A 15,985-nucleotide genomic window follows, 5' to 3' on the forward strand; every position below is an offset into this window, starting at 1 on the left:
GCCACCCCTCGCGGGTGGCCGGCCGCCGGCGTTTTTCCGCCGGGTCCCCGGTGCCGCCACCCGGGGATGTCGGGCGTACGGGCTAGAGTCGCTGCCGTGACAGCCAAGACCCCGCGCCTGCTCCTCGTCGACGGACACTCGATGGCATACCGGGCGTTCCACGCCCTGCCGGTGGAGAACTTCGCCACCACGACGGGTCAGCCGACCAACGCGGTGTACGGCTTCACCTCGATGCTGATCAACGCGCTCCGCGACGAGCAGCCCAGCCACATCGTGGTCGCCTTCGACGTCTCCCGCCGCTCCTTCCGCACCGAGAAGTACGCCGAGTACAAGGCCGGCCGCAAGGAGACCCCCACCGACTTCAAGGGTCAGGTCAGCCTGATCAAGGAGGTCCTCGACGCGCTGCGCATCCCGGTGGTCGAGAAGGAGGGCTACGAGGCCGACGACGTCATCGCCACTCTCGCCTGCCAGGCCCGTGACGCCGGCATGGAGGTGCTGATCTCCAGCGGCGACCGGGACGCGTTGCAGCTCGTCGGCGATCGGGTGACCGTGCTCTACCCGCGCAAGGGCGTCTCCGACCTGGCCCGGATGGATCCGGCGGCGGTGCGGGAGAAATACGGTGTCGGCCCGGAGCGCTACCGCGACCTGGCCGCCCTGGTCGGCGAGACCAGCGACAACCTGCCCGGCATCCCCGGCGTCGGCCCGAAGACGGCCGCCAAGTGGATCAACATGTACGACGGGGTGGAGGGCGTGATCGCCCACGCCGACAAGATCAAGGGCAAGGCCGGCGACAGCCTCCGCGAGCGGCTCGCCGACGTGATCCGCAACTACGAGATCAACTGCCTGGTCAGCGACCTGGAGCTGCCGCTGCGCCCGGAGGACTCCCGGTGGGAGGGGTGGGACCGGGAGGCCGTGCACCAGGTCTTCGACACCCTGGAGTTCCGCATCCTGCGCGACCGGCTCTACCAGTACCTCGAGGCGGTGGAGCCGGAGGCGGAGGCCGGCTTCGACCTGTCGGGGCAGGTGCTCACCGAGCCCGGCGCGGTGGCCGGCTGGCTGGAGACGCACGCCCCGGCCGGCTCCCCGGTCGGCCTGGCGGTCAAGCTGGACACCGGTCCCAACCGGCGGCACACCGCCTCGGTCACCGGCATGGCCCTGGCCAGCGGCGCCGGCGCCGCGGCCTACTTCGACCCGGCCGGGCTGCAGGCCGCCGACGAGGCCGCCCTCGCCGGCTGGCTGGCCGACGCGCAGCGCCCCAAGGTGCTGCACGACAGCAAGCCGGCCGTGCTCGCCTTCGCCGCCCACGGCTGGGACCTGGCCGGGATCGCCCGGGACACCCAGATCGCCGCCTACCTGGCCCGTCCCGACCAGCGCTCCTACGACCTGACCGACCTGGCGCTGCGCTACCTGCACCGGGAGCTGCGGGTGGACGCGCCGGAGACCGGCCAGCTCACCCTCGACGGGTTGGGCGACGACGGCGCCGCCGAGGAGAACCTGATGCTCCAGGCCCGGGCCACCCTCGACCTGGCCGACGCGATCGACGCCGAGCTGTCCCGCGACGGCGAGCAGTCGGCGCGGCTGATGGCCGGGGTGGAACTGCCGCTGATGCGGGTGCTCGCCGGCATGGAGCGCACCGGCATCGCCGCCGACACGCACTACCTGTCCGAGTTGGAGGCGCACTTCGCCGCCGAGGTGAAGGCCGCCGCCCAGGGCGCGTACGCGGCGGTCGGGCGGGAGTTCAACCTCGGCTCGCCCAAGCAGCTCCAGGAGATCCTCTTCACCGAGCTGGGCCTGCCCAAGACCAAGAAGATCAAGACCGGTTACACCACCGACGCCGACGCGTTGCAGTGGCTCTACGCGCAGAACCCGCACCCGGTCCTGGAGCACCTGCTGCGCCACCGCGACGTGGCCAAGTTGAAGTCGACAGTCGACGGCCTGCTCAAGTCGGTCTCCGACGACGGCCGGATCCACACCACGTTCAACCAGACGGTCGCCGCCACCGGCCGGCTCTCCTCCACCGAGCCCAACCTGCAGAACATCCCGATCCGCACCGAGGAGGGGCGGCGGATCCGGCGGGCCTTCGTGGTCGGCGAGGGCTACGAGTGCCTGCTCACCGCCGACTACAGCCAGATCGAGATGCGGATCATGGCGCACCTGTCGTCGGACGACGCCCTGATCGAGGCGTTCAACTCCGGCCACGACTTCCACGCGGCCACCGCCTCCTCGGTCTTCGCGGTGCCCGTCGACCAGGTCACCGCCGACCAGCGGCGCAAGATCAAGGCGATGAACTACGGCCTGGCGTACGGGCTGAGCGCGTTCGGTCTGTCCCAGCAGCTCGGGATCGGCACCGAGGAGGCGCGCGGGCTGATGGAGAACTACTTCGCCGGCTTCGGTGGCGTTCGGGACTACCTGCACGAGGTGGTGGCGCGGGCCCGCCACGACGGCTACACCTCCACCATCCTGGGCCGCCGCCGCTACCTGCCCGACCTGGTCAGCGACAACCGCCAGCGCCGGGACATCGCCGAGCGGATGGCCCTCAACGCCCCCATCCAGGGCTCGGCCGCCGACATCATCAAGGTGGCGATGCTGCACGTCGACACCGCGCTGCGCGACGCCGGGCTGCGCTCCCGGATGCTGCTGCAGGTGCACGACGAGCTGGTCTTCGAGGTGGCCCCCGGCGAGCGGGAGGCCCTGGAGGCGCTGGTCCGCCGGGAGATGGGCGGGGCGTACCCGCTGTCGGTGCCGCTGGAGGTGTCGGTCGGCGAGGGGCGGGACTGGAACAGCGCGGATCACTGACCGACCCGGATGCCGGCCGGGGCGGGACTCGCGGCGGTCAAGTTCCCCGTCGAGGCAGGGCCGGAACGCCCGGGCGTCGTCCAGGGTGAGGCCGGCGTCGAGCAGGTGGCGGATGTCGCACCCGAGTCCAGCGCCTCGCCGACCACCCGCGCCGGCGCGTTCTCGGCGGTCACGTCGGCCACCACCGGCGTGATGAGGGGGTGCCCGGCGGCGGTCTCGGCCAGTGGCGCGGGGCGACGCCCCACCGCCAGCACCCGGTCGCCGCGCGCGGCGAACGCGCGGGCGGTGGCCCGGCCGATGCCGGTGCCCGCGCCGGTGACCACGATGATCCGGTTCTGTCGTTCCTCGTTCATGCCGACGATCGTCGGACCTGACGTCAGCGGCAGGGTCAAGCCTCCGGCTCGCGCGCCCGGTTCCGGGAGCTCAGCGGCCGGGACCGCGGCGCTCCCTGGGTGGGGTTCCGCGCCGGTCGAGGGCCTTGCGGGACGGGCCGCCGGGCGGCGGGAGCGGCTCCTTGACCGGGTCGTGACCCCAGTTCATCAGCGAGTACCGCCATCGGGTCTGCCGGACGTCGCCGCTGGGGCGTTGCGCCATGTGCCGGCGGACGTACCCGACGACCTTGCGCATGTGTCGGTAGTCGGCCTCGGAGAGCTGGTCGCGCTTGCGGCGCAGCAGCTCGATGATCCGACGGCCGGACTCGTGGCCGACGGTCTCGCCGCCCGCGGTGCCCTTCTTCCGCCAGCCGACGTGCTTGGACTCGTCGGTCTCCAGCCACTTCGACAGCTCACCCGGCTTCATGTTCACCGCCTCGGTGAACTCCCGATAGGTGTCCTGCCCCTGGTCACGGCCGCTCATGGCGCAGCACCTCCGGACGGTGGGCGACGTCGCGGCCCGAGTCGTCGTTGCGGATCCGGTACTGCGGCTCCGCCGGCGAGGCGTCCACCGCGTGCCCGCGCACGTGGGTCCGCTCGGTGATCTTCTCCCTGACCACGCCGTACGCCCGGCCGCTGTGGCTGGCCCAGGAGACGTGGTCGCCGGTGCGGAACTCGTTCTCGGCCATGCCGCCGGGTTACCCGGGGCGGCCGGAGGAAAACGACGCGCCGCCGGGCCCTACGGGGTGATCTCGCTGATCGGGAGCTTGATGTCGAACGGGTCGGTCAGCTCGATCAGCTCGGCGCTGTCGGCGACCAGCTCGTACTGCCGTTCGCCGCCCGGACTCGGCCGCTCGCTGAGGCGGTAGGCGTAGAGGTGCACGGGGTCCTGCTCGATGCGCCAGAAGAAGGGGATGCCGGCGGCCGCGTACTCAGCCGGCTTCGCGAACCGGTCGACCCGTCGGGTGCCCGGCGAGACGATCTCGACCGCGAGCACGACCGCTGCCGGCGCGACCTCCGACACGTTCGACGACAGGTCCGCGCGGCACAGCAGCACGTCCGGCCGGCGGCTCGTGTTGCGGGCCAGGGTGACTCCGACGTCCTGGGCCACCCGCAGGCGTCGCGGCGCCCGGGTGTGCAACCAGAGCCGCAGCAGGAAGGAGATGTCCTGGTGGCCCAGGGTGGGGGAGGGGGTCACCTGAATCACTCCGTCGACGAGTTCGACGCGGGGGGCGTCGTCCGGCAGGGTGAGCAGGTCTTCCAGCGTGTAGTCGGCACGCTGCTGCCGCATCGGGTCCGGACACCATGGGCCAGGTGGTGTCGGGATCGGCTCGGCGCTCACCGGCTCAGCGTAACCGCGCTCCGCGGCCGCGGAGCCGGTCATCCTGTCCGGTTGGCACGTCATCGCGGTTTCTCGGTGACGAAGATGGCGGTGCCGGGGAAGAGCCGCCCCCGCAGCGGGCTCCACTGCCCCCAGATCCCCTGGTGCCCGGCCGGCCACTCCGGCTCCACCAGGTCGACCAGGCGGAAGCCGGCCCCGACCAGCTCCCGGATCCGGTCGCCGAGGGTGCGGTGCTGCTCGACGTAGGTGGCCACCCCGTGCTCGTCCTGCTCGACGTACGGGGAGCGGTCGAAGTACGAGTGCACCGCGGTCAGCCCGCCCTCGCCCGGGTCGTCCAGGAAGATCCACCGCATCGGGTGGGTGACCGAGAAGACCCAGCGGCCGCCGGGGCGCAGCACCCGGAACACCTCACGCATCAGCGCGGCGGAGTCGTCGACGAACGGGATCGCCCCGAACGCGGTGCAGGTGACGTCGAACGAGGCGCCGGCGAAGGGCAGCGCCAGCGCGTCGGCCTGCACCAGCGGCACGCGTACGCCGGTGGTGTGGGCGGCGTGCGCGGCGTGCCGCAGCATGCCGGCGGACAGGTCGAAGGCGACCGGCCGGGCGCCCTCGGTGGCCAGCCAGCGGGAGCAGGCCGCGGCCCCGCAGCCCAGTTCGAGGACCCGGCGTCCGGTCACGTCGCCGAGCAGCCGGGCGTCGGCCTCGCGCAGCCCCTCCGGGCACCACACGAAGTCCACGTCGCCCAGGAAGGCGCCGTGCTCGGCCTGGTAGTCGTCGGCGTCGGCGTCCCACCAGCCCCGGTTGGCGCGGCGTGCCTCGGCGTCCTCGACCCGCCGGCGGGTCACCCTGTCGTCGTCCACGCGCCCACGCTAGGCCCCCGTCCGGGGCTCGCCCGCTCCGGCCACCGACGCCGCGCCGGTGCGTCTGGGGCCGCTGTGACCTGCGAGACACCCCGGGGCGTCCGGCGGGCGAAATCTCCGCTTTCGCAGCTGACGAGGTCGCGAGGACCCGGGAGGCCTTGCACGCTGTGGTAATACAGCGGGTAGGGTAGACGATGCGCTCGCGGATCGTGTGCCTCGGCAGGGAGCAGGTGCGCGGTCACCGGAGCCACTAATGATCTTCTCTTGGCGATCGTTCGGTGTGCCCGGCGGCGGGTCCGCTGGCGCGAACAGGTCACTGCGACACCAGCTTTGCTGTGACACACCATCCGACCGGAGCAACCGCCCACATGACGAGCAGCATCGAGGCCCCCTCGAGCGCCACCCGGGTCACCCACGACGATCTCGGTTCCGAGGAAGCTTTCCTCGCCGCGATCGACGAGACCATCAAGTACTTCAACGACGGCGACATTGTCGAAGGCACCGTCGTCAAGGTCGATCGGGACGAGGTCCTGCTCGACATCGGCTACAAGACCGAGGGTGTCATCCCCTCTCGTGAGTTGTCGATCAAGCACGACGTGGACCCGGCCGAGGTCGTTTCGGTTGGTGACCACATCGAGGCCCTGGTCCTCCAGAAGGAGGACAAGGAGGGTCGTCTGATCCTCTCCAAGAAGCGGGCGCAGTACGAGCGGGCCTGGGGCACGATCGAGAAGATCAAGGACGAGGACGGCGTCGTCCGCGGTTCGGTCATCGAGGTGGTCAAGGGCGGCCTCATCCTCGACATCGGGCTCCGCGGCTTCCTGCCGGCGTCCCTGGTCGAGATGCGGCGGGTGCGTGACCTGCAGCCGTACGTCGGGCGCGAGCTCGAAGCCAAGATCATCGAGCTGGACAAGAACCGCAACAACGTGGTCCTGTCCCGCCGGGCCTGGCTGGAGCAGACGCAGTCCGAGGTGCGCACCGAGTTCCTCAACAAGCTGCAGAAGGGCCAGGTCCGCAAGGGCGTCGTGTCCTCGATCGTCAACTTCGGCGCCTTCGTCGACCTGGGCGGCGTGGACGGCCTGGTGCACGTCTCCGAGCTCTCCTGGAAGCACATCGACCACCCGTCCGAGGTCGTCGAGGTCGGCCAGGAGGTCGAGGTCGAGGTCCTGGACGTCGACCTGGACCGCGAGCGGGTCTCGCTGTCGCTGAAGGCGACCCAGGAGGACCCGTGGCGTCAGTTCGCCCGCACCCACGCGATCCAGCAGATCGTGCCGGGTAAGGTCACCAAGCTGGTGCCGTTCGGCGCCTTCGTCCGGGTGGACGACGGCATCGAGGGCCTGGTCCACATCTCCGAGCTGGCCGAGCGCCACGTGGAGATCCCGGAGCAGGTCGTCCAGGTCGGCTCCGAGGTCATGGTCAAGGTCATCGACATCGACCTGGAGCGCCGCCGGATCTCGCTGTCGCTCAAGCAGGCCAACGAGGGCTTCGTCGAGGGCGAGGAGCACTTCGACCCCACCCTCTACGGCATGGCCGCGACGTACGACACCGAGGGCAACTACATCTACCCGGAGGGCTTCGACCCGGAGACGGGCGAGTGGCTCGAGGGGTACGACAAGCAGCGGGAGACCTGGGAGAACCAGTACGCCGAGGCGCGTCAGCGTTGGGAGGCCCACACCAAGCAGGTGCAGACCTCCCGGGCCGCCGACGCCGAGGCCGCTGCCAACCCGGCTCCGCCGGTGTCGACCGGTGGCACCACCACCTCCTCGACCAGCACGGCCCCGAGCCGGCAGGCCGAGGAGCCGGCGGGCACCCTGGCCACCGACGAGGCGCTCGCCGCTCTGCGGGAGAAGCTCGCCGGCGGCAAGTGACGCCGCGACGATTCCGACAGTTGCGCGCACCTGACGGTGCGCCGGAGGTCGGAGCCGTCTAGAACGACGACGAGCCCCGTCCTCGTGCATCCGGTACGCCGGATCGCCGAGGGCGGGGCTCTCGCATGCCCACCCCTGGACACCCGGGTCCCACGAGCGGCTGGCCGGTATGTCGGCCGGTCGCCCGACGGGTGGGGGCGCGGTTGGCAGCGGTCCGGCCATCGGGTTGACTGGTCCGGTGCTGAGAGTGGGGCTGACCGGCGGGATCGGGTCGGGCAAGAGCGCGGTGGCGGCCCGGCTGGCCGCCCTGGGCGCCGTGGTCGTCGACGCCGACCGGATCGCCCGTGAGGTGGTGGCGCCGGGCACCGAGGGGCTGGCCGAGATCGTCGCGGCCTTCTCGGAGCGGGTACTGGATCCGCACGGCGCGCTGGACCGTGCCGCGCTGGGTGCGCTGGTCTTCGCCGACGAGGCGGCCCGCCGCCGGCTGGAGGCGATCACGCACCCCCGGGTCCGCGCCCGCACCGCCGAGCTGGTCGCCGCGGCGGGACCGGACGCGGTGGTCGTCAACGACGTGCCGCTGCTGGTCGAGGTGGGACTCGCGCCGACGTACCACCTGGTGGTCGTGGTGCAGACGGCGGTGCAGACCCGGTTGGAGCGGTTGGCGCGCGACCGGGGGATGCCCCGGGCGGAGGCCGAGCGGCGGATCGCCGCGCAGGCCGACGACGAGCGGCGCCGCGCCTGGGCCGACGTGGTCCTGCACAACGACGGCGGCCTGGACGAGCTGCACGCGGTGGTGGACGCGCTCTGGCGGGACCGGCTGGTGCCCTACGAGGCGAACGTACGGGAGCGCCGGGTGGTCCGCCCGGAGCCGGTCGCGCTGGCCGGCCCGGACCCGACCTGGCCGCAGCAGTACGCCCGGCTGGCCGCCCGGATCCGGCACGCGGTCGCCCCCGCCGACCTGCGGGTGGACCACATCGGCTCGACGGCCGTGCCCGGGCTGGCCGCCAAGGACGTGATCGACGTCCAGCTCACCGTCGCGTCGCTGGACGAGGCGGACGGCCCGCTCGCCGAGCGGCTCACCGAGGCCGGCTTCCCCCGGGTGCCGGGGCAGTGGTGGGACAACCCCCGGCCTCCGGGTAGTGGCCGGTGGCCGAAGCGGCTGCACGGCAGCGCCGACCCGGCCCGGCCGGTCCACCTGCACGTGCGGGAGGCCGACTCGCCCGGCTGGCGGTACGCCCTGCTCATGCGCGACCACCTGCGCGCCGACCCGGACCAGCGTTCGGCGTACCTGCTGCTGAAGCGGGAGCTGGCCGCCGCCGCCCCGGACGGCGCGGTCTACAGCACCGCGAAGGATCCGTGGTTCGACGAGGAGCAGCTGCGCGCCGAGGAGTGGGCGGTCCGGACCGGTTGGCGCCCCTGACCGTGGTCGGCCCCGTGGGCCGGTCGGCAGGGGCGCTCGCGGCGGCCGGTCAGCGCCTCCAGCGCGACCACGAGAGGTGCGCACGCCGGTGATGTCCGGGTGCTGCGACCTCACGTGCCGGGGGCGGGAGCCCGACGAGGGCCCGGCCACCTGCCCGATCGGCCGCCGCGAGCGGCCTACGGACAACAGGCTAGCGCGCTGACAGGGGCCTCACAATGGGAATATCGAAGCCGATCACGGACCCTCGGTGGTCGGGCGGAAGTGTCGGACCCCCGGCGTACCGTTGTGGTCATGGCGCTCGACATTCCCCGGCTCGACGGCCGGTTCCAGGTCGTCTCCGAGTTCCAGCCGGCCGGCGACCAGCCCGCCGCGATCGACGAGCTGGAGCGTCGGGTCCGGCGCGGTGACCGCGACACCGTGCTGCTCGGCGCGACCGGCACGGGCAAGAGCGCGACCACCGCGTGGCTGGTGGAGCGGCTGCAACGCCCGACCCTGGTGCTCGCCCCCAACAAGACCCTCGCCGCCCAGCTGGCCAAGGAGTTCGGCGAGCTGCTCCCGCACAACTCGGTCGAATACTTCGTCTCCTACTACGACTACTACCAGCCCGAGGCCTACATCCCGCAGACCGACACCTACATCGAGAAGGACTCCTCGATCAACGAGGAGGTCGAGCGGCTGCGGCACAAGGCGACGATGTCCCTGCTCACCCGCCGGGACACCATCGTGGTGGCGACGGTCTCGGCGATCTACGGCCTGGGCACCCCGGAGGAATACCTCGACCGCGCGGTGCGGGTCGCCGTCGGGCAGGAGCTCGACCGCGACCAGCTGTTGCGCCGGCTGGTCGACATCCAGTACACGCGCAACGACATGGCGTTCCAGCGCGGCACCTTCCGGGTCCGCGGCGACACGCTGGAGATCATCCCGGCGTACGAGGAGCTGGCCGTCCGGATCGAGCTCTTCGGTGACGAGGTGGAGAAGCTCTACTACCTCAACCCGCTCACCGGTGACGTGGTCCGCGAGGTCGACCACCTGCTGATCTTCCCCGCCACGCACTACGCCGCCGGCCCGGAGCGGATGGAGCGGGCGATCCGCGACATCGAGGCCGAGCTGGGCGAGCGGCTGGCCGAGCTGGACCGGCAGGGCAAGCTGCTGGAGGCGCAGCGGCTGCGGATGCGCACGACCTACGACATCGAGATGATGCGGCAGGTCGGCTTCTGCTCCGGCATCGAGAACTACTCGATGCACATCGACGGCCGGCTGCCCGGCAGTCCGCCGCACTGCCTGCTCGACTACTTCCCGGACGACTTCCTCACGGTGGTCGACGAGTCGCACGTGACCATCCCGCAGATCGGCGGCATGTACGAGGGCGACGCGTCCCGCAAGCGGATGCTGATCGACCACGGCTTCCGGTTGCCCAGCGCCGCCGACAACCGGCCGTTGCGCTTCGACGAGTTCCTGGAGCGGGTCGGCCAGATGGTCTACCTCTCCGCCACCCCCGGGCCGTGGGAGCTGGAGAAGGCGCAGGGTGAGTTCGTCGAGCAGGTGATCCGCCCGACCGGTCTGATCGACCCGGAGGTGGTGATCAAGCCCACCAAGGGTCAGATCGACGACCTGATGCACGAGATCAAGCTGCGTACCGAGCGCGACGAGCGGGTGCTGGTCACCACGCTGACCAAGAAGATGGCCGAGGACCTGTCGGACTATCTCCTGGAGAACGGCATCCGGGTGCGCTACCTACACTCCGAGGTCGACACGCTGCGCCGGGTGGAGCTGCTGCGCGAGCTGCGCAAGGGCGAGTACGACGTGCTGGTCGGCATCAACCTGCTCCGCGAGGGTCTCGACCTGCCGGAGGTCTCCCTGGTGGCGATCCTGGACGCCGACAAGGAGGGTTTCCTGCGCAGCGGTCGGTCGCTGATCCAGACCATCGGCCGGGCCGCCCGTAACGTCTCCGGCCAGGTCCACATGTACGCCGACAAGATCACCCCGTCGATGGCGAGCGCGATCGACGAGACCAACCGGCGTCGGGACAAGCAGATCGCGCACAACGAGGCGCACGGGATCAGCCCCGAGCCGCTGCGGAAGAAGATCCACGACATCCTGGACGACATCTACCGGGAGGCCGAGGACACCGACAACCAGGTCGGTGGGGCCGCCCGGCAGCTCTCCCGCGGCAAGGCGCCGGTCAAGGAGACCCGCAGCCGGGGTCGGGGCGGCGCGGCCACGCCGTCGCGGGAGGGGATGGCCCGGGCCGACCTGGCCAACCTGATCCAGGAGCTCAACGACCAGATGCTCGCCGCGGCCCGGGAGTTGCAGTTCGAGCTGGCCGCCCGGATCCGCGACGAGGTCTCCGACCTGAAGAAGGAACTGCGGGGGATGGACGCCGCCGGCGTGAAGTGACGGCCCGGGGGAGTGGGATGACCGGCACCGAGTTCGTGGTCGGGCGCCCTGCGCCCCGGTTGCGTCCGTTCGTCGACCGTTACCTGGGCTACCGGGAGGCGGCGCCGGTGCCGCTGGTCCGTACCGAGGTGGCCGGCGCGTTCGTGGTGCTGGTGATCGGCTGGGGTGCGCCGCTGGACGTGGTCGACGGGCGGGCCGCTGACCGGGGCGCGTACGGGGTGGCCTCCTTCCTGGCCGGCCCGTTCGACGGCTACTGCACCACGTCGACGGTGGGCGTGGGCGCCGGCGTGCAGCTGCTGCTGGAGCCGTTGACGGCGCGTCGGCTGCTCGGCTTTCCCCTCGGGGAGGTGGCCAACCGGGCGGTGCCGCTGGAGCAGCTGCCCGACCGGTGGCTCGACCGGCTGCGGCAGCGGCTGGCCGAGGAACGGCGGTGGCCCGGGCGGTTCGCCCTGCTGGACGCCGCCCTGACCAGCCGGCTCGTGGAGACCGCCGGCACCGACCCGCGGCTGCGCCGGGCCTGGCAGCGGCTGGCGCACGGGGGCGCCGGGGTGGCCGTCGCCACGGTCGCCGACGAGCTGGGCTGGAGTCGCCGGCACCTGGCGGTGCGGTTCCACCGGGAGTTCGGCCTGCCGCCGAGGACCGTCGTCCGGCTGGCGCGCTTCCATCGGGCGTACGCGGTGCTGGCCGCGGGTCCGGCCGGCGGCTCGGGCCCCACCCCGGTCGTCCCGGCGACCGGCCCGGCCGGTGGCTGGGCGGATCTGGCGGCGCGCTTCGGGTACTACGACCAGTCCCATCTGATCCGGGAGTTCCGCGAGTTCGCCGGCGCCACTCCGGGGGCGCTGTTCCGGTCCGGATCACATTCGTCCAATACCGGCTGACCTGCCGGGCGGCATCCTGGTCCCATGCCAGACATCTACCCGGTCTTCCGGTACCCCGACGCCCGCGCCGCCGCCGACTGGCTCTGTGCCGCCTTCGGCCTGCGCGTCCACAAGATGTACGAGGGATCCGACGGATCCGTCACGCACGCCGTGCTGGCCCTCGACGATGCCATGATCATGATCGGTCCGGGACGGGACTCCCGGGGGCGTCCGGCGGACGACGACCACGTCGTCTACGTGGCGGTCGACGACCTCGACGCCCACCACGAGCGGGCCCGGGCCGCCGGGGCGGAGATCGTCCAAGCGCCCTTCGACACCGATTACGGGTCCCGTGACTACGCGGCCCGGGACCTGGCCGGCAACGTCTGGTCGTTCGGCACCTACCGGCCCTGAGCCGGTCGTCCTGCCGGTCGCGGCCACCGGCCGCGACCGGTAGCGGTGTGCGAGCAAGGTATTGCCGTGGGTGATCGTCCTGCGTACTCTCCGTACCTGGGGAGGCCAGGATGCCGTTGTCAACGAGTCCGGTGATTCGACGTGCCCGGCTCGGCGCAGAGCTGCGCCGGCTGCGCCGACGTGAGTCGCTCACCCTGGAGCAGGTGTGCGCCCGACTCGGCTGGGCGTCCACATCGAAGCTGTCCCGCATCGAGCTGGGGCAGAGCCGGCCCGACCTGGCCGACGTGCTGGACCTGCTGGACGTCTACGAGGTCGGCGACGAGCAGCGGGCCGCGTTGATCGTCATCGCCCGGGACGCGGCCACCAGCCGAGGCTGGTGGAAGTCGCTCGGTGAGATGGGGGAGCGGCAGCGGACGTACGCCGAGCTGGAGGCGGGGGCGGCGACCATCCTGGACTACCATCCCGCGCTCGTGCCGGGCCTGCTCCAGACCCCGGCGTACGCCCGGCTCCGGGTGACCGCGGGCCGGCTGCTGCATCCGGAGGTGGACGTGGAGGCCGACGTGCGGGCCCGGCTGGCCCGCCAGGACGTGCTCTGGGGTGCGGAACCTCCGGCGTACACAGCCCTGCTGGACGAGCGGGCCTGTGATCCGGCCGGTGCCCCGGACGAGGTGTGGCGCGAGCAGCTGCGTCACCTGGTGACCCTGGCCGGCCGGCCGAACGTGCGGCTGCGGGTGCTGCCCCGGGTCGCCGGCGCGCCCGGCGGCCTGCACCCGCTGACCCCGTTCACCTGCTACTCGTTCCCGGACCCGGCGGACCCGCGCACCGTGATGGTGGAGGCGCTCACCACGGACCTGCGGCTGGTCGCCGAGCACGACGTGAGTCGCTACGAGCGGGTCGCCGAGCTGCTGCTGGCGGCGGCGTTGTCGGCCGAGGAGAGCGTCGCCCTGTTGGCCGGGCGGGCGGAGGGCCCGGCGGTCGGCAACGGTGGCCGCCCGGTCGGCGCTGCCGACGCCGGTCGCTGACCGGCCGCGCGGTGCGCCCGGCACGGCCGGCGAGAGCCGGCGCCCCGCACGGCCGGCGAGAGCCGGCGCCCGGCACGGCCGGCGAGAGCCGGCGCCCCGCACGGCTGGCGAGAGCCGGCGCCCGGCATCGGGCACGCGCGGGCCACCGGACCCGGCGCCCCCGTTGACCGTCGGGGACGGTGGCCCGCGCGTGACGGGACGCTAACCGACGGGTACGACAGATCCGCGCGGGTCAGGCCGGCACGTCCACGAAGTGTTCGACCACGGGCGGGCCGGCGAAGTGCGGGCCGATCAGTGCCCGCCACCGGCCGAACGCCTCGGTCTGCCGGAAGTTGACGTCGTGCGCCTCCACCGAGTCCCACTCGATCAGCAGCACGAACCGGGTCGGGGTCTCCACCCCGCGGGTCATCCGCACCGAGCGGCAGCCCTCGGCGGCGGAGACGATCGCGTGCGCCTCCCGGTACGCGGCGGCGAAAGCGTCCTCGTGGCCGGGGAGCACGTCGATGAGCGCGACTTCAAGCACCATGTCCGAAGCCTCGCACGTCCGGTCGATCCCGGTGCGTCCCGGGGGGATTGTTCCCCCGCCGCGGGTGGATCTAGGGTGGGCGCGCGGATCACGGGGGAGGGACGGTCGTGCTGGACTGGTTGACCACGGAGGCGTTCGCCGTCGCCGGGGTGGCGACCACCTGGGCGGAGCTGCTGGGCTTCGCCACCGGTGTGCTCAACGTGTGGCTGGTCGCCCGCCAGCACATCGCGAACTGGGCCCTCGGCATCGCCAACGTGCTACTGCTGATGGTGCTCTTCTGGACCGCCGGCCTGTACGCCGACGCCGGCCTGCAACTGGTCTACGTGGCGCTGGGCGGCTACGGCTGGTACCACTGGATCTTCGGCGGCGAGCGGCGCGGCCGGCTGACGGTCAGCCGGACCGGGCGCGGCGGGTGGCTGGGCCTGGCGAGCGTCGGGGTGCTGCTCACCGCCGGTCTCTGGGCGCTGCTGGACCGGGCCACCGACTCCGCCGTGCCGCTGGCCGACGCGCTCACCACCGCACTGTCCCTGCTGGCCACCTACGGGCAGACCCGCAAGCTGGTGGAGAGCTGGTGGCTGTGGATCGCCGCCGACCTGATCTACATCCCGCTCTACGCGTACAAGGGGCTCTGGCTCACCGGCGGGCTCTACCTGGTCTTCCTCGGGCTCTGCGTGCTGGGCCTGCGCGCGTGGCGGGCGGATCTGCTTTCGGCCGACCGCGACCCCACCCCGGTGCCGCCCGGCCCGGCCCCGGCCGCGGCGTGACCGGTCGGCCCGCAGGACGCCGGCCGGAGTTCCGGCACGGCCTGGTGGTCGGCAAGTTCTATCCGCCGCACGCCGGTCACCACGCCCTGATCGAGGCCGCCGCCGCCCGCTGCGCGGCGGTCACCGTGGTGGTGGCGCCCTCCCGGCGGGAGTCGATCCCGCTGGCGCCGCGGGTGGACTGGTTGCGCGAGGCGCACGCGCACACCCCCTGGGTCCGGGTGGTGGGCCGGTACGACGACCACCCGGTCGACTACGCCGACCCGGCGGCGTGGGACGCGCATTGCGCGGTGTTCCGGGAGGCGGTGGGGCCGGACCCGGTGGACGCCGTCTTCTCCTCCGAGGCGTACGGGCCGGAGCTGGCCCGGCGCTTCGACGCCGTACCCGTGGCTGTGGATCCGGACCGGCGGACCGTGCCGGTCTCGGGCACCGCGGTGCGGGCGGACCCGGTGGCGCACTGGCGCCGGCTGAGCCCGCCGGTGCGGGCCTGGTTCGTCCGCCGGGTGGTGGTGGTCGGGGCGGAGTCGACCGGCACCACCACGATGGCCCGGGCGCTGGCGGCCCACTACCGGAGCACCTGGGTGCCGGAGTACGGCCGCGAGCTGACCGCCCGCAAGCTGGCGGAGCTGCGCGCGGACCGGCCGGCGGCGACCGTCTTCGACGTGACCTGGGACCGGGCCGACTTCCGGGAGGTGGTCCGGGCCCAGCAGGCCGCCGAGGACGCCGCCGCCCGCGCAGGCGGGCCGCTGCTGTTCTGCGACACCGACGCCCGGGCCACCGCGGTCTGGGAGGAGCGGTATCTCGGCTCCTCGTCCGCGCAGGTGCGGGCGGCCGCGCGGCGGCCGGACCTCTATCTGCTGACCGACCATGCCGGGGTGCCGTTCGACGACGACGGGTTGCGCGACGGCGAGCACCTGCGGGCCTGGATGACCGGGCGGTTCCGCGAGGAGTTGGCGGCGAGCGGGGTGCCGGTGGTGGAGTTGGCCGGGCCGCACCCGCGGCGGCTGGCCCGGGCGGTCGAGGCCTGCGACGCGCTGCTGGCCGCCGGCTGGTCGCTGGCGGACCCGCTGCTCCCGCCGGCCTGACGGCGCCCTCCGGCGCACGACCGGCACCTAGCCTCCTAGGATGCCCTACGCGGTGTGTGCCCGGACGTGACACTGACAGCAATCGAGGCACCTGGAGATGCGCCGGCAACCCGCGATGGTGAACAATGGCGGCCAAGGAGGGGAGTATTCCCCCGCGACGGAGTCGTCAGCACGGTCGACCGCCAACCCCGGCACCCGACCCGGCTCCGCCGGTCAGCGGCCCACCTCGGGCCGCTGGCGGAAGAGACCTCCGACAGTCACCAGAGTCA

General features: G+C 72.6%; 15 protein-coding genes. 9 read left to right on the plus strand and 6 right to left on the minus strand.

Going from position 1 to position 15,985, the window contains the following annotated elements:
* Window positions 1-96 precede the first annotated feature (96 nt).
* Window positions 97-2,796 (plus strand): DNA polymerase I, encoded by a 2,700-nt coding sequence (polA, locus tag GA0070564_RS24440; RefSeq protein ID WP_091613468.1) that lies wholly within the window; start codon window positions 97-99, stop codon window positions 2,794-2,796.
* On the opposite strand, the gene GA0070564_RS30530 is transcribed toward polA, so the two are convergent.
* From GA0070564_RS30530 to GA0070564_RS24465, 5 genes are all read right to left on the minus strand, one after another.
* Window positions 2,790-3,149: an SDR family NAD(P)-dependent oxidoreductase gene (locus GA0070564_RS30530; protein WP_091613471.1), complete on the minus strand. Its 360-nt coding sequence runs from the start codon at window positions 3,147-3,149 to the stop codon at window positions 2,790-2,792. The two genes, polA and GA0070564_RS30530, sit on opposite strands and share 7 nt — an antisense overlap.
* A gap of 70 nt (window positions 3,150-3,219) precedes the next feature.
* Window positions 3,220-3,651, minus strand: a complete 432-nt coding sequence (locus GA0070564_RS24450; protein ID WP_091613476.1) for a DUF3140 domain-containing protein — start codon at window positions 3,649-3,651, stop codon at window positions 3,220-3,222.
* Window positions 3,638-3,856: a hypervirulence associated TUDOR domain-containing protein gene (locus tag GA0070564_RS24455; protein WP_091613479.1), complete on the minus strand. Its 219-nt coding sequence runs from the start codon at window positions 3,854-3,856 to the stop codon at window positions 3,638-3,640. Before GA0070564_RS24455 ends, GA0070564_RS24450 begins: the two co-directional genes overlap by 14 nt.
* 50 nt (window positions 3,857-3,906) lie before the next feature.
* A complete protein-coding gene (locus tag GA0070564_RS24460) occupies window positions 3,907-4,458 on the minus strand; it encodes a Uma2 family endonuclease (protein WP_091613482.1) in 552 nt (183 codons plus the stop codon).
* Window positions 4,459-4,568: 110 nt separating this feature from the next.
* Window positions 4,569-5,369, minus strand: coding sequence for a class I SAM-dependent methyltransferase (locus GA0070564_RS24465; protein ID WP_091613485.1), 801 nt, complete (start codon window positions 5,367-5,369; stop codon window positions 4,569-4,571).
* Between the two features lie 368 nt (window positions 5,370-5,737).
* Here GA0070564_RS24465 and rpsA point away from each other — a divergent pair, with 368 nt between their 5' ends.
* The 6 genes from rpsA to GA0070564_RS24495 all read left to right on the plus strand — a co-directional run bounded on the left by rpsA (window position 5,738) and on the right by GA0070564_RS24495 (window position 13,344).
* On the plus strand, window positions 5,738-7,234 hold the full coding sequence (rpsA, locus tag GA0070564_RS24470) for a 30S ribosomal protein S1 (protein ID WP_091613490.1): 1,497 nt from the start codon (window positions 5,738-5,740) through the stop codon (window positions 7,232-7,234).
* Window positions 7,235-7,472: 238 nt separating this feature from the next.
* Window positions 7,473-8,654 (plus strand): dephospho-CoA kinase, encoded by a 1,182-nt coding sequence (gene coaE / locus GA0070564_RS24475; RefSeq protein WP_091613495.1) that lies wholly within the window; start codon window positions 7,473-7,475, stop codon window positions 8,652-8,654.
* Window positions 8,655-8,945: 291 nt separating this feature from the next.
* Window positions 8,946-11,051: an excinuclease ABC subunit UvrB gene (uvrB, locus tag GA0070564_RS24480; protein WP_091613498.1), complete on the plus strand. Its 2,106-nt coding sequence runs from the start codon at window positions 8,946-8,948 to the stop codon at window positions 11,049-11,051.
* Between the two features lie 17 nt (window positions 11,052-11,068).
* A complete protein-coding gene (locus GA0070564_RS24485) occupies window positions 11,069-11,929 on the plus strand; it encodes a helix-turn-helix domain-containing protein (RefSeq protein WP_091613501.1) in 861 nt (286 codons plus the stop codon).
* Window positions 11,930-11,953: 24 nt separating this feature from the next.
* A complete protein-coding gene (locus tag GA0070564_RS24490; protein ID WP_091613506.1) occupies window positions 11,954-12,322 on the plus strand; it encodes a VOC family protein in 369 nt (122 codons plus the stop codon).
* Between the two features lie 110 nt (window positions 12,323-12,432).
* Entirely contained in the window at window positions 12,433-13,344 is a 912-nt protein-coding gene (locus GA0070564_RS24495; RefSeq protein WP_091613510.1) for a DUF5753 domain-containing protein, read from the plus strand.
* A gap of 232 nt (window positions 13,345-13,576) precedes the next feature.
* Here the strand turns inward: GA0070564_RS24495 and GA0070564_RS24500 are convergent, their stop codons facing one another.
* The gene (locus GA0070564_RS24500) at window positions 13,577-13,870 is read right to left on the minus strand and encodes an antibiotic biosynthesis monooxygenase family protein (protein ID WP_088972267.1); all 294 of its coding nucleotides are present in this window, start codon (window positions 13,868-13,870) and stop codon (window positions 13,577-13,579) included.
* Window positions 13,871-13,977: 107 nt separating this feature from the next.
* Between GA0070564_RS24500 and pnuC the strand changes: the two genes are divergently transcribed.
* Window positions 13,978-14,634 (plus strand): nicotinamide riboside transporter PnuC, encoded by a 657-nt coding sequence (gene pnuC, locus GA0070564_RS24505; protein ID WP_091613513.1) that lies wholly within the window; start codon window positions 13,978-13,980, stop codon window positions 14,632-14,634.
* Window positions 14,631-15,716, plus strand: coding sequence for an AAA family ATPase (locus GA0070564_RS24510; RefSeq protein ID WP_245670204.1), 1,086 nt, complete (start codon window positions 14,631-14,633; stop codon window positions 15,714-15,716). Before pnuC ends, GA0070564_RS24510 begins: the two co-directional genes overlap by 4 nt.
* The last annotated feature ends 269 nt before the right edge of the window (window positions 15,717-15,985 follow it).

Origin of the sequence: Micromonospora mirobrigensis (assembly GCF_900091555.1) — a bacterium.
Lineage (GTDB): Bacteria > Actinomycetota > Actinomycetes > Mycobacteriales > Micromonosporaceae > Micromonospora > Micromonospora mirobrigensis.

What these genes read in the sequence shown, in the direction of transcription:
- GA0070564_RS24455 (WP_091613479.1), bottom strand. Translation starts at nt 3,856, where the DNA reads ATGGCCGAGAACGAGTTCCGCACCGGCGACCACGTCTCCTGGGCCAGC.
- GA0070564_RS24450 (WP_091613476.1), bottom strand. Translation starts at nt 3,651, where the DNA reads ATGAGCGGCCGTGACCAGGGGCAGGACACCTATCGGGAGTTCACCGAG.
- GA0070564_RS24495 (WP_091613510.1), top strand. Translation starts at nt 12,433, where the DNA reads ATGCCGTTGTCAACGAGTCCGGTGATTCGACGTGCCCGGCTCGGCGCA.
- GA0070564_RS24490 (WP_091613506.1), top strand. Translation starts at nt 11,954, where the DNA reads ATGCCAGACATCTACCCGGTCTTCCGGTACCCCGACGCCCGCGCCGCC.
- rpsA (WP_091613490.1), top strand. Translation starts at nt 5,738, where the DNA reads ATGACGAGCAGCATCGAGGCCCCCTCGAGCGCCACCCGGGTCACCCAC.
- GA0070564_RS30530 (WP_091613471.1), bottom strand. Translation starts at nt 3,149, where the DNA reads ATGAACGAGGAACGACAGAACCGGATCATCGTGGTCACCGGCGCGGGC.
- GA0070564_RS24500 (WP_088972267.1), bottom strand. Translation starts at nt 13,870, where the DNA reads ATGGTGCTTGAAGTCGCGCTCATCGACGTGCTCCCCGGCCACGAGGAC.
- uvrB (WP_091613498.1), top strand. Translation starts at nt 8,946, where the DNA reads ATGGCGCTCGACATTCCCCGGCTCGACGGCCGGTTCCAGGTCGTCTCC.
- GA0070564_RS24485 (WP_091613501.1), top strand. Translation starts at nt 11,069, where the DNA reads ATGACCGGCACCGAGTTCGTGGTCGGGCGCCCTGCGCCCCGGTTGCGT.
- GA0070564_RS24460 (WP_091613482.1), bottom strand. Translation starts at nt 4,458, where the DNA reads ATGCGGCAGCAGCGTGCCGACTACACGCTGGAAGACCTGCTCACCCTG.